Origin of the sequence: Shewanella inventionis (assembly GCF_014641855.1) — a bacterium.
In the GTDB taxonomy this organism is placed as follows: Bacteria; Pseudomonadota; Gammaproteobacteria; order Enterobacterales; family Shewanellaceae; genus Shewanella; species Shewanella inventionis.
On sequence record NZ_BMII01000016.1, the window covers coordinates 45428 to 69671 of the forward strand.

Below are 24244 nucleotides of genomic sequence, written 5' to 3' on the forward strand. Positions count from 1 at the left end.
CAAGGGCTTTTTACTGTTAGAGCCCTTTTTGTTGCACAATAAAGCAGCTTTTAATGTGAATAAGCACAATTTAATCTAAATGTACTTGAATTTAAGATTGATATTGGTAGTTTCTGTTATTAACGAGTTGTTAACTCTCGTATCGTAATTACGCTATACGTACATCAAACAAGATAATCTGTGCCTCAGGGAGCCAAGATGCAAAACCAAATTACACTATTAGAACAAACAAAACACGGTGATTTAAAGCTTATCCCAAGTGACTATTCACACGTAGCAGAGCAACATATCGTGCCTGTAACGCTTCATGAAGTGAGTAGAGCTGCAACAGAATACCCAATCGTATTTGTTAAAAATAGTGATACTAATGAGTTTCAGTCAGTTGCAATGCTAGGCTTAAAGCCTGGGCAAAATTTAAGTGTAAAAGACGGAAAATGGCATGGTTTGTACATTCCTGCTGTGGTTCGTGATTACCCAATGGGGTTAGTGCTAAATCCTGATGTAAAAGACAAAGTCTGGATTGGGATCCGTGAAGAAGCAAAAGAAGTGAGTAAAACTGAAGGCCAAGCCTTATTTGAAGACGGTAAAGAAACGCCATTTTTAGACGCGCGTAAGAAAGCGTTAATTAGTCATTATGAACAAGACCAAGCTACTCGTGGCATTCTCGGTTTTTTAAATGAAAAAGGCTTATTAATCAATCAAACATTAACGGTTGATGTGGCTGGCGAAAAACGCAATATTAATGGTCTATATGTTATTGACGAGCAAAAACTTAACGCCTTAAGTGACGACGAGTTTTTAGATTTGAAAAAACGCGGATTACTCGGTCCAATCTATGGACATTTAGGTTCGTTAAACCAAGTTAATCGCCTTGCAAGAGTTGAAATGCAAGGGCGATAGCCACTTTTTGACACAGTTAAAAAGACACTCAGTAGGGTGTCTTTTTTTTACAGCACAAGAATGATCACTTATACCAATTCCACTAATTATCTGGTCATTCAGCGGGAATTCTGTGTCTTCTAGGCAAGTAATAGGATTGTAGGCATAGTTGCTCTACGTCAAAATACTATTAAGCAGCATAGAAGGCACAGAAACCCGCCTTGCAGGAGACGCTCAGACAGTCCATTTCTTTGTTGCATTGCCTTAGAAGGGAATAGCCATTATTTCAACAATGCGCCTCAAACTGAACAGTCTGAGCGACTCTGATTGGTCACATAATTAATGGAAATGGTATTATTCATCTTGATTGGTATAAACAGATACAAAAAAGCCACTCAATGAGTGGCTTTTTTGTTTTTTATGGTGCCGGCACCAAGAGTCGAACTCGGGACCTACTGATTACAAGTCAGTTGCTCTACCAACTGAGCTATGCCGGCTAAATTGTGGTGCCCGAACCCGGAATCGAACCAGGGACACGAGGATTTTCAATCCTCTGCTCTACCGACTGAGCTATTCGGGCAACTAAACTAAGCGTTAGTTTACTACTTCAAACTAGGTACTAACTTGGTAATCAGTGCCTGTCTCGTCTGGAGTGCGCACATAATATAGTGATGGATTTTATCGTGCAAGTGCTTTTTAAATCTTTTTACTCGTTCGGCTAGTTAATGTGCAAACTGCTGCAATTTTATCTGTTTTCGTTGGTTTTTAGCGCAAAGTGGCTATTTGACTATAAAAAATGAAGGGCAAAACTGAGTAAAGACTGTGTTTATCAATATTAATAACTGCTAAATTTCAATAAATCGCGAAAAAAAACCTAGGTTTTATATTTTTGACGTGAAAGCTATGTGATCCAGTGTGCTAAAGCACTCATGTTCTAAACCAGTAATGTAGTAAATCACTAATATAGCAAACCACTAATGCTATAAACCACTACAGGAACTAATTATGCGAACGTTATTCGATTAAAAAGATGTTCTCGCGTAAACCGTTCTATTTTTTAGAATGCAATAGGCTAATTTAACTGATTTTCTTTTTTAAAATTAGTATTAAACTGGGGTGAGTTATTTAAGGACTATTGAATGTTTAACAATACATCATCAGGTTATGGTTTAACGGCGATTTTATTGCATTGGTTATCAGTAATCGCTGTGTTTGGGTTGTTTGGCCTTGGCTTTTGGATGGTCGATCTAACTTATTACAGTAGCTGGTATCAAACTGCGCCACATATTCATAAAAGTATAGGGCTACTCTTTTTGGGGGTAACCTTACTAAGATTGCTTTGGAAAGCCGTGTCAACAACGCCTAACGCACTTGAACACAGCTCATGGGAAAAGCAATTAGCAAAGTGGACCCACAGAGCATTATATGTATTGCTGTTATTGATCATGGTGTCTGGCATTTTGATTTCAACGGCAGATGGTCGTGATATATGGGTTTTTGATTGGTTTGCTGTGCCATTTCCGAATGCATTTATGGATGACCAGGCAGACATCGCTGGCGTGGTACACCAATATCTTGCATACACTTTAATCGTCTTAGTTGTATTGCATGCTTTAGGTGCCATAAAGCATCACCTCTTTGACAAAGATAATACCTTAACGAGGATGCTCAAACCTGCTCGCAGAAAGTAACGCTACAGGTTTGGACATAATTAATTTTATAGATACACATTAAAGGACAACATAATGAAAAAACATCTACTTGCGGCAATGATTGGCTCATCTTTATTTTTATCGGTATCTGCTAATGCTGCCGATTATGTTATTGATACACAAGGGGCACATGCCTCAATTCAATTTAGTGTTAGTCATTTGGGCTACAGTTTTGTTGTTGGGCGCTTTAATGATTTTTCCGGTAACTTTAGTTTTGATCAAGCTAAAATTGCCGACGCTAAAGTCAATGTAAAAATCAATACTACCAGTGTTGACTCTAACCATGCTGAGCGTGACAAGCATCTACGCAGTGCAGACTTTTTAAATACTGACAAATTCCCTGAAGCCAGTTTTGTGTCTACCTCTATAGTTGATAATGGTAATAATCAATTTGTGATAAATGGTGATTTTACCTTTAATGGTGTGACCAAGCCATTAAGCATAGATGCAAAGGCCATCGGTGAAGGTAAAGATCCATGGGGCGGTTATCGTGCAGGTTTTACCGGTAAAACCACATTTGCAATGAAAGACTACGGCGTAAAAATGGATCTAGGCCCTGCATCAGCAAATGTAGTACTTGATCTTGTCGTTGAAGGGGTTAAGCAATAATTGTACTGAAAAACATAAAGCCGCTAAAAAGCGGCTTTATGTATATTTTTATGTTGAGTTTAGGTCAGTTATTCGTCTTCACTCGGCGGCACATAACCTTCGATTTCAACGTCTTTACCTTCAAATAAAAAACTCAACATTTGAGTTTCTAAAAATTTCCTGTCATCTATGTTCATCATGTTAAGTTTTTTCTCATTGATGAGCATAGTTTGCTTTTTCTGCCATAAGCCCCAGGCTTCTTTACTGATATTGTCATAAATACGCTTGCCGATTTCTCCAGGGTAAAGCTGAAAATCTAATCCGTCGGCAGATTTATTAAGATGAAGACACTGAACTGTGCGAGCCATGATGATTCCTTACTAACGTAAATACAAATAAAACTAATGTGTCGCGAAAAGGACGGCTAAATTAGACAAAATACGCTCTGTGGCTGCCGCTAACCCAACTTTCGCAGGTTGTTGTATGTTATACCAGAGCGCAGCGTTTTGTTCCATGATACTGGTTGCCGACTCAGGTGTTATCTCAACCAGTACAGGTTGTATGTCGAGATGAAAATGGCTAAAAGTGTGCCTAAACCCAGCAAGACCTTGCTCAGAGGCAACCAGATTATGCATGTGCAAATAATCGGATAATTCTGCCTGAGTTTCAAACTGCGGAAAACACCATAGCCCACCCCAAATGCCCGCCGGAGGACGTTGAACCAAGTGTACTTTGGTTATGTTTTGGCTGTTATCTACCATTACCAGCATAAAGGCGGATCTTTCGGGCGTTACTTTTTTAGGTTTTTTACCTGGATATAAGCTTTGGTTGCCTTGTAATTGAGCCTTGCAATCTAGTGCCACAGGGCATAATTCGCACCGTGGTTTGCTTCTAGTGCACACACTAGAGCCAATATCCATCATGGCTTGATTAAATTTTTCAATTCCAGCCTTTGGAGTCAATTTTTCGGTTAATTGCCACAATTGCTGTTCAACGGTTTTAATGCCAGGCCAACCTTCAATTGCACTGTGTCTTGCCAATACGCGCTTTACATTCCCGTCTAAAATAGGGTGATGCTGACCTAACGATAACGACAGAACGGCTCCCGCGGTTGATTTACCAATGCCAGACAAGGCAACAACATCATCAAAATGAGTCGGGAACTCACCATTAAAGTGGTCTCTAATGTGTTGAGCCGCTTTGTGTAAATTTCGCGCTCTGGCGTAATACCCTAAGCCTGTCCAAAGATGCAGTACTTCATCTTGAGGTGCATTAGCCAATGCGACAACAGTAGGAAACCTCGCCATAAACTTTTCATAATAAGGGATAACTGTCGCAACTTGAGTTTGTTGAAGCATAATCTCAGACACCCAAACTCGGTAAGGTGTTTTATTGATTTGCCAAGGCAATGTTTTTCGACCGTTTAGGCCATACCAAGCGATTATACGCTCAGCAAATGAGGTGACTTTTTTCATGGGCGCAGTGTATCCATAGCCATTTTATTACACAAGAGTTGGTTTTTATCGCAAGATGAAAATCTCGATGCTAATTTAGCGTAAACATGTGCGGCGACTTTAGGTATAATACGCCATTAATACAGATAACAATGACGTAATGTTGATGTAAATAGTGATAGGCAAACTTCACTAGGCATAAACCTTATGTAACGTATGTAAGCAATGAGGCAATAATGAGCGACGTTACCACAGCTGAATTTAACGAAGACGGTAAGTATATTCGTAAAATCAGAAGTTTTGTTTTACGTGAAGGCCGTTTAACAAAAGGGCAATCCCAGGCGATTGAGGCACATTGGCCAGCAATGGGGCTAGACTATTCGCCGCAACCACTTGATTTAACAAAAGTGTTTGGCCGCGAAGCTGATACCGTTCTTGAGATTGGTTTTGGTATGGGGGCGTCATTAGTGCAAATGGCCAGCGAAGCGCCTGAGCAAAACTTTATTGGTATTGAAGTTCATAAGCCCGGCATTGGAGCTTGTTTAGCCGATGCGGGTGAAGCAAAAGTAACAAACTTACGTGTATATCATCATGATGCAATGGAAGTGTTAGAGCATAGTATTGCCGATGGTTCATTAGCGCGTTTGCAATTGTTTTTCCCCGATCCTTGGCACAAAAAACGTCACCATAAGCGTCGTATTGTACAACCTGAGTTTGTTCAATTAGTACGCCGAAAGTTAAAAATTGGCGGCGTATTTCATATGGCAACAGACTGGGAAAACTACAGTGAGCATATGTTAGAAGTAATGAATGCTGCACAGGGATATAAAAATCAATCCTCAACAGGTACCGTGGTTGAGCGTCCAGATCATCGTCCGTTAACAAAGTTTGAAGCGCGCGGACACCGTTTAGGGCATGGCGTTTGGGACATCATGTTTGAGCGCACCGCTTAATTTTAGCAACAGGAGAGTACATCATGGCGCAAAATCGTAGCCGTCGTTTACGTAAAAAATTACGAGTTGATGAATTTCAAGAGTTAGGTTTTGACATCAACTGGGTATTTGATGAATCGGTGTCTGAGGCTGATATAGATGCCTTAGTTGATCAATTTATTGATGAAGTCATTGAGCCTCGCAAACTGGGTTTTCACGGTGGTGGACACAAAGAATGGGAAGGCATTATTGCCACTCAAGCTATTGGCAAATGCACTGACGAAGACGTTGCCGCCGTTAAAGCATTTTGGCAAGGTAAGCCTGTATCAGGACTCGAAGTAAGCAGTTTGTACGACATCTGGTGGGGATAAGCCAAATTGCCAGAGCAATTACTCCTTCAAGAAGCGGTAGACAAAGTCAGGCCGCTATTGGGCAAAGGCAAAGTGGCAGGGTATATTCCTGCCCTTGCCGATGTTGATCCCAACAAAATAGGGATCGCCATAACGACTATCGATGGTACCACTATTGGTGCTGGCGATTACCTTGAACCCTTTTCTATCCAAAGTATTTCCAAGGTGTTTAGTTTAACTTTAGCGTTAAACTTATATACAGAAGATGAAATTTGGCATCGTGTAGGCAAAGAACCTTCAGGGCATTCATTTAACTCACTTGTTCAAGTTGAGCTAGAGCGTGGCAAGCCTCGTAACCCCTTTATTAATGCTGGTGCATTAATTATTGCTGATTTACTGCAGGCTCGTTTGGGCGCGCCAAAGCATCGTATGTTAGAAGTGGTGAGGCAGTTAAGCCAAAATCCTAGTGTAACTTACGACAAAGTGGTGGCCGACTCTGAATATCAATTTAGTGCTCGTAATGCTTCTATTGCCTATTTAATGAAGTCGTTTGGTAATTTTAATGGCGATGTAGACACTGTGCTTAAAAGTTACTTTCATTATTGCTCACTAAAAATGAATTGTGCTGATTTATCCAGAGCCATGTTTTATTTAGCCAATCGCGGCAAAACATTAGACGGTGATAGCCTAGTAACGCCAGTACAAAATAGACAGCTTAATGCATTGCTAGCAACATCAGGGTTATATGATGGTGCAGGTGAGTTTGCCTATCGCGTTGGTATGCCGGGTAAAAGTGGTGTTGGTGGTGGGATTATTGCCGTTATTCCTGGTGATATGTCTATTTGTGTTTGGTCTCCAGAGCTTGATACCAACGGTAACTCGCTTGCGGGTACCGCTATGCTTGAGCACATAAGCCAGCAATTAGGCCGTTCAATTTTTTAATATTAGGGCGTGTTTATCTTTATCGATTATTTAATCTTAATCACGAAAGATAAACACCCCAAATCTCGCAAAATTAATTATTATTGGTATTTGTAAAATAGACTACATTTTGGTTTATTTTGCTAATACACTGCCGCTACAGATTGTTCATCTTATTTTATTATCATACCTAGATTTCTCATTTTTATATAAATCAGTGCTTTACGATTGTGGCATGACTTGTGCTAAGTATTCGGTATAGTTAATCAATTAATAATATTCACAACAAAGAAAGGTTTTGATTATGACCAAACAAAAGTTGATTTGTGGTTTAGCGTTAAGCAGCGTGCTATTTACTGCTGGGGCATGGACACCGGCCATGGCCAAAATGTCATTAAATGATGAAAAGTGTAATGTCACGTTAAATTATGATGTCACTGTTGAGCCAACAAATTTACAAGTAAGTGACAATGGCACTGAAAAGTATCGTGTTGAGCTAGGGCAATTATACGTAGATGGTAAAAAAATAACCCTAGACGATAAACAGCAAAAATTACTGACCCAATACTCAGAAGAGTTATCTCGTCAAGTACCCGATGTTATTGATCTTGTAGGTGATGTTGTTGCGATTGCCACTCAAGCTGTGAATATGGCGTTAACGCCAATTTTGGGCGATGCAGCTGGTACACATATTGATAAATTAATGAATGGTATTCAGCAACGCGTTGACACTATGGCCTATCAGCAGGGTGACAAGTTTTACCTTGGTTCAACCGAGGCATCTATCGAAAAAACCTTTAACGAAGAGTTTGAACAAGAGATAGAGCAAATGGTCACCAATTCAATGGGGGCACTTATGATGACACTCGGTGGCCAAATCATGTCGTCAGAAGGCGGCACCTTTGAAGAAAAAATGAATGCTTTTTCTCAAAAAATGGAAAATGTTGGCAGCGATATCGAAAAGCAACTCGAATCACAATCTCAAAGTCTTGAGGCTAGAGCAACAAAAGTATGTGACGACTTTGCAGGGCTGTTAGTTCTTGAAAACCAGGCTAGACAAGCAATCCCTGAACTTGCACCATTTACCCTCGCTAAATTAGGCGAAACCACCCAGTAATTTGAGTCTCTATCTCCTTGACCTCCCCTGTCGTCTTTTTCAAGACACAGGGGCTTTTTTTATATCGCAAAAGTCCCCATCTGCCTGCCATAGCTTGTTTTCTTTGTTCTGATAAAAAAATTGTCAATTATAAATATAGAGCAAGAGAGTGTTTTTTTGTTATACTCTCTCAAAATATAAGAAAATACCCTCTACTTTAGATGCAGTTATGTTTAGCAATAATAAATATGACTGAGTTGATGTGATTGCTTACCTCGCCAATAGTAATGAGCCTGTTCATATTAGCGAGCTACACAACACCTGATTTTATTAATGTCGTAACCAGCTTAAGGCGACTTTCATGTTAGAACTGTTAGAACCTATCGCAATTTTTACTCATGTTGCACGAGCAGGAAGTTTTAGTGCTGCAGCCAGACGTCTTGGTATTTCTAAATCTAAAGTCAGTACACAAGTTGCTGATCTTGAGCACAAACTCGGTGTACAGCTTATTCAGCGAACCACTCGTAGTTTGAGCCTGACAGAAGCAGGTAATTTGTTGTACCTACAGGGTGAAGAATTGCTGCGCGACGCAGAGCAAGCTGTCGCCAGTGTGCATAATTTAAATGACGCCACTCGCGGCGTACTTAAAGTGGGTATTTCACAGTCATTTGGTACTATGCATATTATCCCAGCTTTGCCTGATTTTATGGCGCGCCATCCTGAGCTTGAATTGCAGGTAAGCCTACTTGACCATAAAGTGGATGTTGTTAGCGAAGGGTTAGATTTACTGTTAACCATGTCAGAACAACTACCATTAGGTATGGTTGCAAGACCACTAATGAAGTGCCAGTTTTTACTCGTTGCATCGCCTGGTTATATTGCAAAGCACGGTAATATCAGTCGCCCTGAACAATTGGTTGAACATAATTGTCTTGTTTATCAAGGTGAGTGGCACGAACACAGTATGTGGCAGTTTAAAAAAGGCGAAGATTACTGCGAAATCGGCGTCTCAGGTAATTTTCGTGTAGACAATGCCCCAGCGTTAAAATCAGCTGCCGTCAGTGGTTTAGGGATTGTTTATCTGGCCAGTTATTTAATGGAAGACGAAATTGCCCAGGGCACATTAGTGCCATTATTACCCGACTGGCAGTTAACGCATAACTTGCCATTACAGGCCGTTTACCCACGCCGTAAGCATTTAGCGCCTAAGGTGAGTGCATTTATCGACTTTATTAAAACGCATATTGGCAGCCCACCATATTGGGACGCTAAATTTGATCATTTATACAAACTTCGTAAGTAACCTCAGCGGTGGGTAATAAATGTATTTCAAACAGCTCTTTGCACCGATAACGTAGTTATCAGCGCAAATTTCAAGTTTGAATGTATCTTATGGCGTTATTGTTAGAATCAACGTCATTTATTCATCTCTTACCCAGAGTTGAGGCTAAGTAAAAAAGTGGAAACATTGTTTGTATAATAAAACAAAGCCGAATAGCCTTATGCGGCTTTGTTTTTTGTTGATGTTTATCAATAATTTAAGCTATTTGTTAATTAGTGTTTTACTGAATTACTAATCAATGACTTACTCAATATGAAAATGTTTGCTGTTGCAGTCTGTTCTCAATTTAATACAATAGTAGCTAGTTGATTCAGAATGATTTGAACCTGTATTTTCTGAGAAATGACCCCTTTTCAGTTAATGCCCAAATCAGCAACTTAGCGAATTTTGAATCAGTGCTGACAACCGTTTTTCAAACTAAAACAATGTCGGCTTTGAAACCATCATCCTAGTTATTTGGTTTACCCCAGGCATCGAACTGGGGTTATTTTTTTGTATTTTCGCCAAATAATACCAATCAGGATAAATAAGTGATCAGAGATTGCGTAGGAAAAATCGCTCATAATAAGGCAGAAATTGCAGCAAGCTAGTTGTTATACCTTCAAAATTTTATAAGCGATGTTCAGAATGATCACATCATTGTGCTGATTGGTAAAAAAATGCAGCACAATAAGTGCTGCATCTTAGTGTATCTTACAAGTCGGTTATCTGTGTTCAAGCCATTTATTCACTTGCTCTGCAAGAACATCTAATGGCAATGGGCCATTTCTTAGCACAACATTATGAAATTCTCGAATATCAAATTTATCCCCTAGTTGCTTTTTGGCCTGTTCTCGCAAGGCTAAAATTTTCATCATTCCCACTTTATATGCTGTAGCTTGAGATGGCATAACGATGTGGCGCTCTACCATTTTTATTGCATCAGACTTAGCATTTGGTGTGTTTTCGACGTAATAAGCAATGGCTTGTTCACGTGTCCACTTTTTAGTATGGATGCCAGTATCAACAACTAAACGGCATGCGCGCCACAGTTCCATTGATAAACGGCCAAAGTCTGAATAAGGATCTACATACAAGCCCATTTCTTTTGGAAAATACTCAGAATATAAGCCCCAGCCTTCAACATAAGCGGTGTAACTGCCAAATTTTCTAAACTTTGGGAGTCCTTGTAATTCTTGAGCCTTAGCGATTTGCATATGATGCCCAGGGCTTCCTTCGTGGTATGCAAGTGCTTCCATTTGGTATTTAGGCATCGCAGCCATTTTGTACAAGTTAGCGTAGTAAATACCTGGTCGCGAGCCATCAGGCGCAGGCTGATCATAGAAGGCTTTGCCAGCCGATTTTTCACGAAATGCTTCAACTTGTTTAACCAGTAGTGCAGCCTTTGGCTTAACTTTAAACACTTCGTCTAAACGTGATTCCATGTTGTCGATATAGGCTTTTGCTTGCGTTAAATAGGCTTGTTGGCCTTCTTTTGTGTCTGGGTAGTAAAATTGCTTGTCATTACGCATGTAAGTAAAAAACTCGGCTAGGGTTCCGGTGTAGTTTACTTTTTTCATAATAAGTCGCATTTCATCATGAATACGGCTCACTTCAGCGAGTCCAATTTGATGGATTTCATCTGCGGTTAAATCAGTAGTTGTGGTCCGCGCTAGCGCATTATTAAAGAATGCTTCACCGTCGGGTAATTTCCATACCCCATCGCGGTTGTCGGCGCGGGCTTCTAAGGTTTTGGTATAACTAATTAACTGCTCATAGGCTGGTTTAACCTTAGTGAGCAATGCTTGCTTAACTTCAGTTAACAAAGCTTGTTTTTTATCGTCACTTATTTCGAGTTTATTGATTTTTCGGTTGGCGTCTGCCCAAAGCGGATTATCTTTACCTGAGTCGCTAAAAGGAAATCCTGAAATAATATTTTTACTGTCGGCAATCACATAAGCAAACACAAATTTTGGCGCGATAATGTGTTTTTGAGCCCTTAGCTCCAATGCGGATTCTAATTGTGCTAATAGCGTTTCAGTGCCGTTTAGGCGGCTAATGTATGCCTTTGCGTCACTTTCATCGGTAATTTGGTGTTGGTTAATTAAGATTGAGGCCACTAGAGAATGCACACCGTACATCTGGTTAACCGGATAAGTGTGGTAGCGCCATTTGTCGTCGGCAATAGTCTGCTCTATGCGAGCCTGTAAAAGTGTAAAACTAAGGGCGGTTTGCTCATCGAGTTGGGTAACATCTATTGCATTAAGTTGTGCCAGCTGTTTTTTTGCGCGAGCAAGGTCGGCATCCGCTGCCGCCTCTGATAAGTCATTCCATTTGCCGTAATCTTTTTTTATGCCCAGAAAGGTTTGATTAACCGGATTAGACAAGACATTTTCCATAAAGATGGTTTCAAATAGCGCATTGGCTTTTTCTGACTCGCTATTTGTCGCCACGGCCTGACTTTCTTGTTGGCTAAATACGGCAGAAGAATGTGTGTGAGCAATCGCGCTTGTGCTTAATAAGCTTGATAGCGCCACCGCAATAATGGTGGTTTTGGTGTTGATGGGCATCGATATCTTCCTAAAGTACACAATTTATAGGATGACATCCTAATCAAGCTTGCGCTAAATGTGTTAATTCAAATGTTAGAAAGTGTGTATTTTATGATAAAAAAGCGGCTCATAATTTGTGTCAGTGAGCCGCCAGATAAATTTAAATGTAGTTGGGCGATATTCGTTGCATTATATAAATTGCGACAATAAATCGTTTACAAACATGTGGCCCTTTGGTGTGAGCTGCCAATGGGTGTTTGTTTCAGTGAGTAAGCCTCTTTCAATCGATTTTTGCATACCGAGTTTAACCACATCAGCCGATTGTCCTGTGCGCTGTTCAAACTCTGTTTTTGCAATGGGTGTCATTAACCTTAAGCGGTTCATTAAATATTCTAATGGGCGATCTTCTTCAATAACATCTGTTGTTTCAAAGGTGTAATTCTCTGCGGCAAGATACCCCTTAGGATGCTTAATTTTCACTGTTCTTACGATACGGTTTTGCTCTACGATGGTGACTTTTCCGTGTGCGCCGCAGCCAATGCCCAGGTAATCACCAAATTGCCAATAATTTAAGTTATGACGGCACTGAAAACCCGGTTTGGCATAGGCAGATATTTCATATTGCTCGTAACCTAAATCTGCAAGCTTCTTTTGCCCTTGCTCGTATATTTGCCACAGGTTTTCGTCATCTGGTAATTGTGGCGGTTTTGAATGAAATAGGGTGTTGGGCTCAATGGTGAGTTGATACCAAGACAAGTGCGGTGGAGCAAGCGCTGTGGCCGTGTCTATATCGTGCATTGCTTCAGCAAAGCTTTGGTTTGGCAGGCCGTGCATCAAGTCGAGATTAAAACTTAAGTAGTCAGCTTGTTTGGCTTTTTTTGCCGCGACTTTTGCTTCATCTTCGTTATGAATCCGCCCAAGTAAATTAAGTTTATCTTTAGAAAAACTTTGCACACCAATGGATAACCGAGTTACTCCCGCCGCACGATAAGCGCTAAAATCGTCATGCTCTAATGTGCCAGGATTGGCTTCCATGGTGATTTCAATATCATTTTCAAAAGGGATTAATGCATTAACCCCCTCGAGTAAACGCTTAATTTGGCTTGCGTCAAACAAAGATGGTGTACCACCGCCAATAAAGATTGTGTGTAGGTTACGCCCCTGCACATACCCCAAATCAGCCTGTAAATCGGCCAAAAGCGCATCAACATATTCCTGCTGTGGTAATTCACCATGCTGGCCATGAGAATTAAAGTCACAATAAGGGCATTTTTGTACACACCATGGAATGTGCACATACAGGCTAAGAGGCGGCAGCTGCAAAGTCATTTATTGCCCGCCATTTGTTTCGAAAACTTGCTGTTCGCCAATAATTCCCTTTGCCTTCATTGCACTAATTAATAACTCAAGGGCTTTACCACGGTGACTATGGGCATTTTTTTGCTCGCTGCTAAGTTGCGCAGCAGTACAGTCAAATCCTTGTGGAACAAATATTGGGTCGTAACCATGGCCCTGTTCACCTTGTGGCGCCATATTAATGCTGCCTTCCCAGGATGCCTGGCAAATTATCGGCGTAGGGTCTTTTGCATGGCGCATATACACCAATACACACTGAAAACGAGCAGAACGAAGAGGTTCATCTTTTAAGGCTGCTAATAATTTGAGGTAATTGCTGGTTTCAGTCGCGCCTGAACCCGAGTAACGTGCAGAGTAGATCCCAGGCTGCCCTTGAAGGGCGTCAACTTCAATACCCGAATCATCGGCTATGGCAGGTTTACCCGTAATTTCGGCAGCATGACGCGCTTTAATGATGGCATTTTCAACGAAAGTGGTACCGGTTTCGGCCACATCTGGCACATTAAATTGATTTTGCGGTAACACTTCGATGCCATAGTGGGTAAACATTTGGGCAAATTCAGCGAGTTTGCCTTTATTACCACTGGCAAGCACTATGTGTTGAGTTGGAGATTGCATGAGATTGGTCAACCTAAGGTAAAAATTTGCAACATTATACGCTAACAAAGCAGCGGTGTACTATGGTTCTTCGGCTATGATTCTAGGTGCTCGCAGGAACGCTAGAGGGCGTGACTTCGTCACTGTTAGGGGCTAGGGCTAGGGCGCTACGCTGCGAGTTACGAGGACGCTGCACTTCTAGCATCTAGAATCTAGACCCTCTTGCGAGCTCCTAGGGCGTGATTTCGTCACTGCTAGGGTCGCTGCGCTGCTAAGATTTGTCTCTAGATTTTCGCAGGGCAGCGTCGTTGATACCGTAGGTCGTTCTATCGGCGCTTTGTTATTCTACATAAAACTTTTGCTTAAACTTAAGTGATGTATTGAGTTGGTTTGCATATTTTATCGCAATATCAAAATTAACTTCTTGATCGTCTCTAAACGGCACTTCTGCAATGTAGTAAATTGCATCACCTTCGCGAATTTCTTTAAAATCAAGGGTGATCCGCGCATCGATTAAGTTGTTGGCTATGCCTGATATCTCAACTGCTACCGCAGGGTTGCCTTTTAAGTTTGTGTTTAATACTGTGATATTCACCAGTCCATTATAACCACTTCGCTCAATACCATAGGTTTTTGCGACTTCGGGCGTGATAAAGGTGCTGTTAAGTGCCATGTAGTGAATATCAAAATTACCCACTTGTTGCTTTTGCTCTGCATGTGCAAGGTTAATCAAGCACAACATAGACAACAACAATGCACTCGCCAAATAGCGTAAGTTCAATAGTGGTTTTAACATGATTAATTCCTGTAGTTTAACGGCGACATGATATGAACTATCAGGCCGCCATTTAATATTGTTACTGGGTTAAAAAGCTTAAATCATCGACCAAAATGGAATGTACTGCGCAAACAACATGTTTAAAAAATTCATCGCAATAAATACCACAAGTACCGATAAATCTAAGCCACCAAGTGGAGGTAATATTTTACGTACAGGGGCTAAAATTGGCTCCGTTAATTGAGTCATAATCATGATGACGGGATTGTATCCTTGATTAAACCAACTCAAAATTGCACGAATAAGTAACATCCAAAATAGCAATACGCCTGCATTTTTCAGCACAGACACGACTGAAAATAACAAAATTGTGAGTAGCTCAAAACTGGCGCCTGCAATTAAAGTAAGTACTAACATTTTTAGCATAACAACGATCAATGCTAACAACATTGACGAAGTATCAATGCTGCCCATTGATGGTAATACTCGGCGCATTGGCGCAATAATGGGTTGAGTTGCTTTTACCACAAATTGGCTAAACGGATTATAAAAATCGGCTTTAACTAATTGCAGCCAAAAGCGCAAAATGACAACCATCAGGTATAGGTCAAACAGCGTGTTGATCAAAAAAACCATTGCATTCATGAATATTGCCTTACATTTATGCCATTAATTGAAATAGGGCTTAGTGAGCTGTTGTACGGTCGAGCGCTTAACCACTCGATGTAATATTATCACCAAGTATTTTAGCCTGAGATAAATAATCGTTCATCTATACTCAAGCTTAACGTTAATTTAAAACATTTTTGCCATTTCTTGGGCCCGCGCCACACAGTTGTTCATAGCTTTATCAACTAATCCACCTAAGTCGCCTTGCTGAAAGGTTTCTACTGCTTTAGCTGTAGTACCGCCTTTTGACATCACGTTGGTTCTGAGTTGCTCAAGTGACAATTGCTGATTTTGAATCACCATTTGAGCGGCACCTAATGCCGCTTGTTCTGCGAGTAATCTGGCTTTGTCTTCTGGCATACCCATTTTTACACCAGAGGCAATCATTGATTCAATAAATAGAAAGAAGTAAGCCGGAGAGCTACCAGACAGTGCTATCACCTGGTTTAATCCTTCTTCACTATCAACCCAAACCACGTTGCCACCGCTTTGCATTAAGGTTTCGCATATGGCTTTATGCTCAGCTGAAATATTGTCTTCAGCGTATATGCCAGTCATACCATAGCCAATTTGAGTTGGGGTATTTGGCATAGTACGAATAAGCGTAATAGGCTGCTTAAAATATTCTTGATAACGAGCAGCAGGGATACCTGCAGCGATAGTGATGATTAACTTATCGGCTAAATTAAGGTGGCTAAGTGCATTACATACCGCTTCCATCAGTTGCGGTTTTACACTTAATACAATTACATCTGCGGCTTGAGCCGCCGCTGCGTTATCATTAGACACTTCAATAGAGAAATCTTGTTGCAGCGCATCTAACTTACCCTGGCTTGGGTTCGTTGCATGAATAAGTGCACTTGGGTAACCATGTTTGACTAAGCCACTAATAATACTGCGAGTCATATTGCCCGCACCGATAAAACATACTTTTGCTTGAGTCATTTCAATTACATCCATTAAGAGAGTGAATTTAAATCGTTAATGGCGCTATGTTACATAAAAGGACGCTGCGCTGCTAGGTTCTAGGTTCTAGGGCGTGACTGCGTCACTGCTAGGGCGCTTCGCTGCTAGGTACTAGGGCGTGACTGCGTCACTACTAGGGCGCTACGCTGCTAGGTTCTAGGACGTGACTTCGTCACTGCTAGGGCGCTGCGCTTCTAGTTGCTAGGGCGTGACTTCGTCACTTCGAGGGCGCTACGCTTCTAGAATCTAGAAGGACGAAGTCCGCTCTCAGGCGAGCCTGCGAGCTCCTAGAACCCGTAAGCAAAGCGTTCTGTACTCCGTAATCGCTTTTAAGATCTACAGAAACACCTGGATCCCTGATAAAAGATCTCAGGGATGACAACCGGGTAGATTTAGCTAGGGCGCTTCGCTTCTAGAATCTAGCAGGACGAAGTCCGCTCTCAGGCGAGCCTGCGAGTTCCTAGAATCTAGACCCTCTGGCGAGCCTGCGAGTTCCTAGAACCTAGCTCCTAGAACCTAAATCACTTATCTCTCACCAAAAATCGCGCTACCGATACGCACCATGGTTGAGCCATTAGCTATAGCAATATCCATGTCGCCGCTCATTCCCATCGATAAGGTGTCAATGCTTGGGTATTGCTGTTTTAGTTGATCGTAGAGTGTTTTTAGTTTGGCAAATTCTTGTTGCTGGAGATCGGTATTGTCTGTGGCGGTTGGAATTGCCATTAGTCCCCGCAGCGTTATATTTGGCAGCTTGCTGATAGTAAGCGCTAACGAGGCAACCTCTGCGGCATCAACACCTGACTTGCTGTCTTCTTGGCTAATGTTAACTTGAATGCACACATTTAACGGCTTTTTGTGTGCGGGGCGTTGATCATTTAACCTTTGGGCTATTTTGTCGCGGCTGATGGTATGCATCCAATCAAAATGTTCGGCGACAATTTTGGTTTTATTTGATTGTAATGGGCCAATAAAATGCCATTCAATATCGGGGTAATCACCAGCAAGGGCTGTAATTTTTGCCTCACCTTCCTGGACATAATTCTCGCCAAATTGACGTTGTCCTGCATCGTATGCTGCAACAATGTCATTGATAGGTTTAGTTTTACTGACCGCAAGTAAGCTGATGTCGCTTGGCGTTCGCGAACAATTTTGCGCCGCTTGGTTAATTCTGCGCTGGGCGATTGATATTCTGTCTGCTATTGTTGTCATAATGTTGATTAAATGGATGTCTCTACAATGGAAATCACTGAATTACTCGCTTTTAGTGTAAAACACAAAGCATCAGATCTACACCTTTCTGCAGGTGTATCTCCTATGATCCGTGTCGACGGTGAAGTGCGAAAAATTAACTTACCCGCACTCGATCATCAAGGTGTTCATAGTCTGGTTTACGACATCATGAACGATAAGCAACGAAAAGACTACGAAGAACACCTCGAAATCGACTTTTCATTTGAAGTGCCTAACCTTGCTCGTTTTCGTGTTAACGCGTTTAATCAGGCTCGCGGTGCTGGCGCTGTATTTCGTACCATTCCGTCAGATATTTTATCGTTAGAGCAACTTGGTGCCCCTGAGATTTTCAAAAAAATATCCAGTTTTCCACGTGGATTAGTGCTAGTAACAGGGCCAACTGGTTCGGGTAAATCAACAACCCTTGCAGGCATGGTCGACTATATTAATGAAAACCGTCACGAACACATTTTAACCATTGAAGATCCTATCGAATTCGTTCACCAAAATAAACAATGCTTAGTTAACCAACGTGAAGTTCACAAACACACCCACAGCTTCAATGCTGCCCTAAGAAGTGCATTGCGTGAAGACCCTGACGTTATCCTCGTTGGTGAGATGCGTGACCTTGAAACCATTCGATTAGCGATGACCGCAGCCGAAACCGGTCACTTAGTTTTTGGTACCTTGCACACCACCTCGGCGGCTAAAACCATTGACCGTATCGTTGACGTTTTCCCTGAAGGTGAAAAGAGTATGGTACGAACCATGCTGTCTGAATCGCTTCAGGCTGTTATTTCACAAACCTTAATTAAAAAAATTGGTGGTGGCCGAGTTGCTGCTCACGAAATCATGATGGGTACACCGGCAATTCGTAACCTTATCCGTGAAGATAAAGTCGCGCAAATGTACTCTGCCATTCAAACGGGTATGGCACATGGTATGCAAACGCTAGATCAATGTTTGCAAAATCTAGTTAATCGCGGGCTCATTACTCGTGAAGATGCAATGCAAAAGAGCTCGAATAAACAAGCTAATTTTTAAGGATTAGAATCATGGATGTTCGTCCGTTTTTAAATATTATGGTCGAGAAAAAGGCCTCAGATTTATTTATTACTGCCGGTTTTCCGCCAAGTGCCAAAATTGATGGTGAGTTACGTCAGTTATCAGAAACCAAATTAACACCACAGCAGTCTTTAGCTTTTGTTGAGTCGCTAATGTCTGACGTACAGAAAAAAGAGTTTCATGACACCAGTGAGTGTAACTTTGCATTTGCGGCCAAAGAGCTTGGCCGTTTTCGTGTAAGTGCCTTCTGGCAACGAGAGTCTGCTGGCTGTGTTATGCGTCGTATTGAAACCAATATTCCAGAAGTTGACGACTTAAAGCTGCCTGCCATTCTTAAAGATTTAGTCATGAGTAAGCGTGGCCTAATCATTATGGTAGGTGGGACAGGTACAGGTAAATCAACATCACTTGCCGCGCTGGTAGGTTACCGCAACGCCCACGCTCGCGGTCATATTTTAACCATTGAAGATCCAGTCGAGTTTGTTCATAACCACCGCAAAAGTATTATTACTCAGCGCGAAGTGGGTATCGACACTGACTCATTTGATGCGGCACTGAAAAGCTCACTGCGCCAAGCGCCCGATGTTATCTTAATTGGTGAAATCCGAACCCAAGAAACAATGGAGTTTGCGTTATCCTTTGCTGAAACTGGCCATTTATGTATGGCAACATTGCACGCAAACAACGCCAACCAAGCACTAGACCGTATTATGCATTTAGTGCCAGAGAGTAAGCACAATCAATTACTGTTCGATTTGTCGTTAAACCTACGCGGCATCGTGGCACAGCAACTTATCCCTAAATCTGACGGTACAGGCCGCCGCGCAGCAATTGAAGTATTAATTAACACCCCCCGTGTTGCGAGCCTTATTGCTAAAAACGAGCTGCATTTACTCAAAGAAACCATGGGTAAATCTCGCGAGCAGGGTATGCAAACGTTTGACCAAGCGTTATTAGACTTATACCTCGAAGGCGAAATCAGTTACGCAGATGCATTGCACCACGCCGACTCGCCAAACGATTTACGTCTCATGATTAAATTGCAAGGTAACGAAGCCGCATCAGCAGGAACGATGGAAGGCATAACCTTGGATATGGGGTAACTTGGCTAATTATATTAAGCATTGAGTTAAATTCGAGAGGTCATAAGCAGTAACTTGTGGCCTTTTTTGTTATAATCGCTGACTGATTTCAATATTTATATTTCCCTATCAAGGATGCCCCATGCTTTTATGGCAAAAATTTGCACTTTCTACTTCACTTGTTTTGTTTTCATTCTCCGCACTGGCAGTTAAAGTGACCGACGAGGTAGATGTTGGTGGTGCCGTTCGCATTAACTATGGCTGGAAAGATTATGACGATAACGCAAAGTTAGAGTTTGAACTATTTCGTGCAGATGTTAATTACCAATCTAAAGATGGTTTATTTGCATCGGCGCAATACCGCTGGTATCAAGATATGGATGCGATACACCATGCTTATATGGGATATCAATTCGATGAAACCCAGTCGGTACAAGTTGGTGTCACTCAAGTGCCATTTGGTTTTTTGCCATATGCCGCACATTCATTCTGGTTTAGCGCTGCTTATTATCTTGGTTTCGAAGATGATTACGATGCTGGTGTGCATTACAAAAATGAACAAAATGGCTGGCGTTACGATGTAGCCTACTTTGCTAATGATGAATACGCCAATGGATCACGTTATGACCGTTACTCCTTTGACGTAGCAACAACCGGTGATTCGCCATACGAAGAATCTGGCCAAGTAAATGCGCGTATTGAACGTGAATTTACTACAGGTGAGGTGACTCATAAGTTAGGTGGTTCGCTTCAGTTTAGTCAGTTAGATTTTGTGGCCGATGCAGCAAACGTCAATGGTGAAGACTCAGACAGCATTGCTGCTGCAGCACATTGGCAAGCCGACTGGCAAAAATGGCAATTACAAGTTCAATATATGCATTACGACTATGACGTAGACAGCAACCGTGTAGCTATTGGCGCTTTTCAGTATCAATCAGATATAGCTGCTGAAGCTGATGTGGCAATCGTTAACATTGCTAAGTCGTTTGATGTTGATTGGGGGCCAATTACCCAATTAAATTGCTACAACGATTATAGCCAAGTGATGGTGTCGGGTGATGGCTTAGCCGACTCTATTCAAAACGTCACTGGCTGTGCAATTACAGCGGGCAAGTTTTATTCTTACGTTGATTGGATTGCGGGTAAAAACATGTACTTTATCAATGGTTCAGGTGTAGGCATTGATAATGGTGACACCGGCTGGCACTCTAGATTGAACATCAATGTTGGTTTATATTTTTAGCATGGGTTGATCTTATTGCAGATGTAATTCGTAATGCGATAAATAATCAACTAAGGTATTGATAAGTAGATTATCAATACCTTTTTTATTCGATGTAATTTGAGTAAAGGACACGAAAAAATGATAAAACATATTACCGCAATAGCGCTACTAACTAGCAGTTTGGGCGTGTCAGCTGCAAGCTGTCCAGAGTATCTCAATGTCGAAGCACGTAAATTACACTCCAAAGACAATGTTAACCTGTGTGAACTCACCCAGGGAAAGCCAGTTTTGATTGTAAATACGGCATCAAACTGCGGCTTTACTCCGCAATTTGAAGCACTAGAAGCTTTACATAAAGAGTATGCAGACAAGGGCTTAGTGGTAATTGGTTTTCCTTCTGACGATTTTTTCCAAGAAGAAAAAGATGAAGCAAAAACGGCAGATGTGTGTTTTATCAATTATGGTGTCAGCTTTACCATGGTCGCAACATCGCCTGTACGGGGCGACAATGCCAATTCAGTATTTAAATACCTCGGTGATAAAAGCGGTTCACCTAAATGGAATTTTTATAAATACCTAGTCTCAGGTGACGGACAAACTGTCCAGCAGTTTAATTCACGAGTAAAACCTGACAGTGAACAAATCAAAAAAGCGATAGAAACTGTATTATAAATCGCAGCAGCAATAAGAAAGAGCGCAAACAGGTATGCAATTCGATACCTAGCGCTCTTTTTGTTTATAAATAATAAGATACAATCAACAAATAATGACTTTAATCTCAGCAAAACGAGTACGATAAGTTAACACAAGCATCAAGACTATTTTTGCGTTTAGCTGAGTTTACCTAGATAGATTACGGAGACTACATTTTGGCTAGATTTTCAGGGTTAGACAAAGACACTGGCCACAAAGCGCGTGGTAAAACAGGTGTTTTAATTATGAATCTTGGCACACCCGATGCGCCAACAGCCTCGGCAGTACGAACTTACCTAGCCGAGTTTTTATCAGATCCTCGAGTTGTTGAAATCCCCAAACTTGTTTGGATGTTAATCCTCCACGGCATTATTTTACGCATTCGTCCGGCTAAATCAGCAGCGCTATACAAACAAGTGTGGACAGATGCAGGCTCGCCTTTGCTTGATATTAGCGAGCGTCAGCAAGCCAAATTAGCTAGTCAATTGCAGGCCGAAGGGCATGATGTCAGTGTACATTTGGCAATGCGCTATGGCTCGCCGTCGGTGGCTACCACATTACAAAGCATGCACAAGCAAGGTATTGATAACCTAGTTGTATTACCCTTGTACCCACAATATGCGGCGCCCACAACCGGGTCAGCCTTTGATGCTCTAGCCAAAGAAATGATGCAATGGCGTTATTTACCCTCATTGCACTTTATTAATACTTATCATGACAACCCAGATTTTATCAATGCCATTGCCGCATCGATTCAAAAAGACTTTGACACCAATGGCAAACCGCAAAAGTTAGTCATGTCATATCACGGAATGCCAGAGCGTAACTTACACCTTGGCGATCCCTACTACTGTTTTTGCATGAAAACGACTCGCCTCGTCGTCGAAAAACTAGGGTTAAGCGAAGATGACTATGTCGCCACATTCCAATCTCGCTTTGGTAAAGCCAAATGGTTACAACCCTATACCGACGTAACAATAGGCAGCCTGCCTGAAAAAGGAGTCACCGATATCGCCGTTATTTGTCCAGCTTTTAGCGCCGATTGCCTAGAAACACTGGAAGAGATAAAAGGTGAAAACCGCCATGTATTTGAAGACGCTGGTGGCAAAAAATTCCGTTATATCGAATGCCTAAATGACAATGATGATCACATCAACATGATGGCCAACTTGGTTAAACCTTTCATTTAGGTGATAGGTGCTAGGGCGCTGCGCTGCTAGGTTCTAGGGCGTGACTTCGTCACTGCTAGGTTCTAGAGCGTGACTGCGTCACTGCTAGGGCGCTTCGCTGCTAGGTGCTAGGGCGTGACTTCGTCACTGCTAGGGCGCTGCGCTGCTAGATTCTAGAAGGACGAAGTCCGCTCTCTGGCGAGCCTGCGAGTTCCTAGAACCTAGAACCTAGAACCTAGAAGGACGAAGTCCGCTCTCAGGCGAGCTTGCGAGTTCCTAGACCCTAGCCCCTAGAACCTAGAAGGACGAAGTCCGCTCTCCGGCGAGCTTGCGAGTTCCTAGCCCCTAGCCCCTAGAACCTAGAAGGACGAAGTCCGCTCTCTGGCGAGCCTGCGAGTTCCTAGCCCCTAGAATCTAAACTCGCCTCCGCTTTTTTGATTTGATAAACTGCCCTAAACGCCAATCAATAAGAAATATGATGAGAATAGATCCTAATATCAGCCTAGTTTACAGCACCGACAAAGGTCGTATCGACGAGCCTAAAACACAAGCCGAAGTGCCTACCTGTGATGGTATTGTGCGTATTCATAAAGACACTAAAGGCAGAAAAGGCAAGGGCGTTAGTGTTATCAAAGGTCTAGGGTTAGACGAAAAGGCATTAAAAGAGTTAGCCCAAAAAATTAAGAAACAATGCGGCTGTGGTGGTACAGTGAAAGACTTCAACATTGAAGTGCAAACAGACAACCGTGAACTTGTTAAATCCATATTAGAGAAATTGAATTTCACCGTGAAATTAGCGGGTGGATAAACGCTAACAACACGACTTGGGAGATCATATGGATAGCTTAAAAGATCATTTTTTAATTGCCATGCCGTCGTTAGACGACACATTCTTTGAACGTTCAGTGATTTATATTTGTGAACACGATGACAAAGGTGCAATGGGCATAATGATTAACCGCCCTATAGGCGTTGATGTTGAAGGGCTGCTCGAGCAAATGGATCTCAATCCTTCACCAGAACTGATGTTCGCAATTAATGACGAGGTTTTAGTCGGCGGCCCAGTGTCACCAGATCGCGGCTTTGTATTACACACGCCCCAAAAAAATTGGATCAATAGCGTTACAATCAGTGACTATTCAATGCTCACCTCGTCTCGCGACATTTTAACCTCGATTGCAGCCGGTAATCCGCCCGAAAATTTTATTATCGCTTTAGGCTATGCTGGCTGGGGTAAAGATCAACTAGAACAAGAACTCGCAGACAATACCTGGTTAACCATTAAAGCCACCCCAGAATTACTGTTTAACGTAGATTATGAGCAAATCTGGCAAAGCGCGACCCAATCTTTAGGCTTCGACTTTTGGCAAATGTCGACTCAAGTTGGTCATGCTTAATGATAGTATCGCTGCGCAGCTAGGTTCTAGGTAGTAGGTTCTAGGGCGTGACTGCGTCACTTCGAGGGCGCTGCGCTGCTAGGTGCTAGGACGCTACACTGCTCGACTACGTCGTTCCGGTAGCGCTGTTAAAGCCGGAACCCAGATGTTGCTTTAAGGCTTAAAAGCAAAATCAAAAGAAACACCTGGATCCCTGATAAAAGATCTCA

The 24244-nt window shown here is 41.9% G+C and carries 24 protein-coding genes and 2 tRNA genes; 15 read left to right on the forward strand and 11 right to left on the reverse strand.

Annotation, left to right across the window (positions count from 1 at the left end; translation table 11 throughout):
• The first annotated feature begins 198 nt into the window (after positions 1 to 198).
• A complete protein-coding gene (locus IEW93_RS10660; protein ID WP_188739312.1) occupies positions 199 to 900 on the forward strand; it encodes a SapC family protein in 702 nt (233 codons plus the stop codon).
• Positions 901 to 1300: 400 nt separating this feature from the next.
• Here IEW93_RS10660 and IEW93_RS10665 read toward each other — a convergent pair.
• A tRNA-Thr gene (locus IEW93_RS10665) sits at positions 1301 to 1376 on the reverse strand.
• A 7-nt stretch (positions 1377 to 1383) separates the two neighbouring features.
• Positions 1384 to 1459 (reverse strand) — tRNA-Phe (locus tag IEW93_RS10670).
• 559 nt (positions 1460 to 2018) lie between these two features.
• Between IEW93_RS10670 and IEW93_RS10675 the strand changes: the two genes are divergently transcribed.
• Positions 2019 to 2570, forward strand: coding sequence for a cytochrome b (locus IEW93_RS10675; RefSeq protein ID WP_188739313.1), 552 nt, complete (start codon positions 2019 to 2021; stop codon positions 2568 to 2570).
• Between the two features lie 54 nt (positions 2571 to 2624).
• Complete coding sequence (locus IEW93_RS10680; protein WP_188739314.1) at positions 2625 to 3200, forward strand: YceI family protein; 576 nt, start codon at positions 2625 to 2627, stop codon at positions 3198 to 3200.
• Positions 3201 to 3268: 68 nt separating this feature from the next.
• Here IEW93_RS10680 and IEW93_RS10685 read toward each other — a convergent pair whose 3' ends face one another.
• Both IEW93_RS10685 and mutY read right to left on the reverse strand, forming a co-directional pair.
• Positions 3269 to 3547, reverse strand: coding sequence for an oxidative damage protection protein (locus tag IEW93_RS10685; protein WP_188739315.1), 279 nt, complete (start codon positions 3545 to 3547; stop codon positions 3269 to 3271).
• 33 nt (positions 3548 to 3580) lie between these two features.
• On the reverse strand, positions 3581 to 4654 hold the full coding sequence (gene mutY / locus IEW93_RS10690; protein ID WP_188739316.1) for an A/G-specific adenine glycosylase: 1074 nt from the start codon (positions 4652 to 4654) through the stop codon (positions 3581 to 3583).
• A 215-nt stretch (positions 4655 to 4869) separates the two neighbouring features.
• Here mutY and trmB point away from each other — a divergent pair, with 215 nt between their 5' ends.
• The 5 genes from trmB (at position 4870) to IEW93_RS10715 (ending at position 9235) form a co-directional block, all read left to right on the forward strand.
• Complete coding sequence (gene trmB, locus IEW93_RS10695; protein WP_188739317.1) at positions 4870 to 5586, forward strand: tRNA (guanosine(46)-N7)-methyltransferase TrmB; 717 nt, start codon at positions 4870 to 4872, stop codon at positions 5584 to 5586.
• Positions 5587 to 5609: 23 nt separating this feature from the next.
• Positions 5610 to 5936: a YggL family protein gene (locus tag IEW93_RS10700; RefSeq protein WP_188739318.1), complete on the forward strand. Its 327-nt coding sequence runs from the start codon at positions 5610 to 5612 to the stop codon at positions 5934 to 5936.
• A gap of 6 nt (positions 5937 to 5942) precedes the next feature.
• On the forward strand, positions 5943 to 6857 hold the full coding sequence (gene glsB, locus IEW93_RS10705; protein ID WP_188739319.1) for a glutaminase B: 915 nt from the start codon (positions 5943 to 5945) through the stop codon (positions 6855 to 6857).
• A 283-nt stretch (positions 6858 to 7140) separates the two neighbouring features.
• Positions 7141 to 7953, forward strand: a complete 813-nt coding sequence (locus tag IEW93_RS10710; protein ID WP_188739320.1) for a YggN family protein — start codon at positions 7141 to 7143, stop codon at positions 7951 to 7953.
• A 340-nt stretch (positions 7954 to 8293) separates the two neighbouring features.
• Positions 8294 to 9235, forward strand: a complete 942-nt coding sequence (locus IEW93_RS10715) for a LysR family transcriptional regulator (RefSeq protein ID WP_188739321.1) — start codon at positions 8294 to 8296, stop codon at positions 9233 to 9235.
• Positions 9236 to 9978: 743 nt separating this feature from the next.
• On the opposite strand, the gene IEW93_RS10720 is transcribed toward IEW93_RS10715, so the two are convergent.
• The 7 genes from IEW93_RS10720 to IEW93_RS10750 all read right to left on the reverse strand — a co-directional run bounded on the left by IEW93_RS10720 (position 9979) and on the right by IEW93_RS10750 (position 17383).
• Positions 9979 to 11823, reverse strand: coding sequence for a DUF885 domain-containing protein (locus tag IEW93_RS10720; RefSeq protein ID WP_188739322.1), 1845 nt, complete (start codon positions 11821 to 11823; stop codon positions 9979 to 9981).
• Positions 11824 to 11994: 171 nt separating this feature from the next.
• Complete coding sequence (hemW, locus tag IEW93_RS10725; RefSeq protein WP_188739323.1) at positions 11995 to 13134, reverse strand: radical SAM family heme chaperone HemW; 1140 nt, start codon at positions 13132 to 13134, stop codon at positions 11995 to 11997.
• The gene (rdgB, locus tag IEW93_RS10730; RefSeq protein WP_188739324.1) at positions 13135 to 13779 is read right to left on the reverse strand and encodes an RdgB/HAM1 family non-canonical purine NTP pyrophosphatase; all 645 of its coding nucleotides are present in this window, start codon (positions 13777 to 13779) and stop codon (positions 13135 to 13137) included.
• Between the two features lie 319 nt (positions 13780 to 14098).
• Complete coding sequence (locus tag IEW93_RS10735) at positions 14099 to 14500, reverse strand: DUF4426 domain-containing protein (RefSeq protein ID WP_223420107.1); 402 nt, start codon at positions 14498 to 14500, stop codon at positions 14099 to 14101.
• A gap of 132 nt (positions 14501 to 14632) precedes the next feature.
• Positions 14633 to 15181: a YggT family protein gene (locus IEW93_RS10740; protein WP_188739326.1), complete on the reverse strand. Its 549-nt coding sequence runs from the start codon at positions 15179 to 15181 to the stop codon at positions 14633 to 14635.
• 150 nt (positions 15182 to 15331) lie between these two features.
• Positions 15332 to 16150 (reverse strand): pyrroline-5-carboxylate reductase, encoded by an 819-nt coding sequence (gene proC, locus IEW93_RS10745; RefSeq protein WP_188739327.1) that lies wholly within the window; start codon positions 16148 to 16150, stop codon positions 15332 to 15334.
• A gap of 546 nt (positions 16151 to 16696) precedes the next feature.
• Positions 16697 to 17383 carry a YggS family pyridoxal phosphate-dependent enzyme gene (locus IEW93_RS10750; RefSeq protein ID WP_188739328.1) on the reverse strand — a complete coding sequence of 229 codons (687 nt, stop codon included), beginning with the start codon at positions 17381 to 17383 and terminating at the stop codon, positions 16697 to 16699.
• 27 nt (positions 17384 to 17410) lie between these two features.
• Here IEW93_RS10750 and IEW93_RS10755 point away from each other — a divergent pair, with 27 nt between their 5' ends.
• The 7 genes from IEW93_RS10755 to IEW93_RS10785 all read left to right on the forward strand — a co-directional run bounded on the left by IEW93_RS10755 (position 17411) and on the right by IEW93_RS10785 (position 24035).
• Positions 17411 to 18448 carry a type IV pilus twitching motility protein PilT gene (locus tag IEW93_RS10755; RefSeq protein WP_188739329.1) on the forward strand — a complete coding sequence of 346 codons (1038 nt, stop codon included), beginning with the start codon at positions 17411 to 17413 and terminating at the stop codon, positions 18446 to 18448.
• Positions 18449 to 18459: 11 nt separating this feature from the next.
• The gene (locus tag IEW93_RS10760; protein ID WP_188739330.1) at positions 18460 to 19572 is read left to right on the forward strand and encodes a PilT/PilU family type 4a pilus ATPase; all 1113 of its coding nucleotides are present in this window, start codon (positions 18460 to 18462) and stop codon (positions 19570 to 19572) included.
• A 121-nt stretch (positions 19573 to 19693) separates the two neighbouring features.
• Positions 19694 to 20794: a hypothetical protein gene (locus IEW93_RS10765; RefSeq protein WP_188739331.1), complete on the forward strand. Its 1101-nt coding sequence runs from the start codon at positions 19694 to 19696 to the stop codon at positions 20792 to 20794.
• A gap of 120 nt (positions 20795 to 20914) precedes the next feature.
• Positions 20915 to 21448, forward strand: a complete 534-nt coding sequence (locus tag IEW93_RS10770) for a glutathione peroxidase (RefSeq protein WP_188739332.1) — start codon at positions 20915 to 20917, stop codon at positions 21446 to 21448.
• A gap of 197 nt (positions 21449 to 21645) precedes the next feature.
• Positions 21646 to 22659, forward strand: a complete 1014-nt coding sequence (gene hemH, locus IEW93_RS10775; RefSeq protein ID WP_188739333.1) for a ferrochelatase — start codon at positions 21646 to 21648, stop codon at positions 22657 to 22659.
• Positions 22660 to 23116: 457 nt separating this feature from the next.
• Positions 23117 to 23446, forward strand: coding sequence for a stress response translation initiation inhibitor YciH (yciH, locus tag IEW93_RS10780; protein ID WP_188739378.1), 330 nt, complete (start codon positions 23117 to 23119; stop codon positions 23444 to 23446).
• A 28-nt stretch (positions 23447 to 23474) separates the two neighbouring features.
• Positions 23475 to 24035, forward strand: coding sequence for a YqgE/AlgH family protein (locus IEW93_RS10785; protein WP_188739334.1), 561 nt, complete (start codon positions 23475 to 23477; stop codon positions 24033 to 24035).
• Positions 24036 to 24244 lie beyond the last annotated feature (209 nt).

What these genes read in the sequence shown, in the direction of transcription:
- proC (WP_188739327.1), bottom strand. Translation starts at nt 16,150, where the DNA reads ATGACTCAAGCAAAAGTATGTTTTATCGGTGCGGGCAATATGACTCGC.
- IEW93_RS10735 (WP_223420107.1), bottom strand. Translation starts at nt 14,500, where the DNA reads ATGTTGTGCTTGATTAACCTTGCACATGCAGAGCAAAAGCAACAAGTG.
- yciH (WP_188739378.1), top strand. Translation starts at nt 23,117, where the DNA reads ATGAGAATAGATCCTAATATCAGCCTAGTTTACAGCACCGACAAAGGT.
- IEW93_RS10685 (WP_188739315.1), bottom strand. Translation starts at nt 3,547, where the DNA reads ATGGCTCGCACAGTTCAGTGTCTTCATCTTAATAAATCTGCCGACGGA.
- mutY (WP_188739316.1), bottom strand. Translation starts at nt 4,654, where the DNA reads ATGAAAAAAGTCACCTCATTTGCTGAGCGTATAATCGCTTGGTATGGC.
- IEW93_RS10765 (WP_188739331.1), top strand. Translation starts at nt 19,694, where the DNA reads ATGCTTTTATGGCAAAAATTTGCACTTTCTACTTCACTTGTTTTGTTT.
- IEW93_RS10710 (WP_188739320.1), top strand. Translation starts at nt 7,141, where the DNA reads ATGACCAAACAAAAGTTGATTTGTGGTTTAGCGTTAAGCAGCGTGCTA.
- IEW93_RS10760 (WP_188739330.1), top strand. Translation starts at nt 18,460, where the DNA reads ATGGATGTTCGTCCGTTTTTAAATATTATGGTCGAGAAAAAGGCCTCA.
- IEW93_RS10750 (WP_188739328.1), bottom strand. Translation starts at nt 17,383, where the DNA reads ATGACAACAATAGCAGACAGAATATCAATCGCCCAGCGCAGAATTAAC.
- IEW93_RS10785 (WP_188739334.1), top strand. Translation starts at nt 23,475, where the DNA reads ATGGATAGCTTAAAAGATCATTTTTTAATTGCCATGCCGTCGTTAGAC.
- IEW93_RS10700 (WP_188739318.1), top strand. Translation starts at nt 5,610, where the DNA reads ATGGCGCAAAATCGTAGCCGTCGTTTACGTAAAAAATTACGAGTTGAT.
- IEW93_RS10680 (WP_188739314.1), top strand. Translation starts at nt 2,625, where the DNA reads ATGAAAAAACATCTACTTGCGGCAATGATTGGCTCATCTTTATTTTTA.
- IEW93_RS10660 (WP_188739312.1), top strand. Translation starts at nt 199, where the DNA reads ATGCAAAACCAAATTACACTATTAGAACAAACAAAACACGGTGATTTA.
- IEW93_RS10770 (WP_188739332.1), top strand. Translation starts at nt 20,915, where the DNA reads ATGATAAAACATATTACCGCAATAGCGCTACTAACTAGCAGTTTGGGC.
- trmB (WP_188739317.1), top strand. Translation starts at nt 4,870, where the DNA reads ATGAGCGACGTTACCACAGCTGAATTTAACGAAGACGGTAAGTATATT.
- rdgB (WP_188739324.1), bottom strand. Translation starts at nt 13,779, where the DNA reads ATGCAATCTCCAACTCAACACATAGTGCTTGCCAGTGGTAATAAAGGC.
- IEW93_RS10720 (WP_188739322.1), bottom strand. Translation starts at nt 11,823, where the DNA reads ATGCCCATCAACACCAAAACCACCATTATTGCGGTGGCGCTATCAAGC.
- IEW93_RS10675 (WP_188739313.1), top strand. Translation starts at nt 2,019, where the DNA reads ATGTTTAACAATACATCATCAGGTTATGGTTTAACGGCGATTTTATTG.
- IEW93_RS10715 (WP_188739321.1), top strand. Translation starts at nt 8,294, where the DNA reads ATGTTAGAACTGTTAGAACCTATCGCAATTTTTACTCATGTTGCACGA.
- IEW93_RS10755 (WP_188739329.1), top strand. Translation starts at nt 17,411, where the DNA reads ATGGAAATCACTGAATTACTCGCTTTTAGTGTAAAACACAAAGCATCA.
- hemW (WP_188739323.1), bottom strand. Translation starts at nt 13,134, where the DNA reads ATGACTTTGCAGCTGCCGCCTCTTAGCCTGTATGTGCACATTCCATGG.
- IEW93_RS10740 (WP_188739326.1), bottom strand. Translation starts at nt 15,181, where the DNA reads ATGAATGCAATGGTTTTTTTGATCAACACGCTGTTTGACCTATACCTG.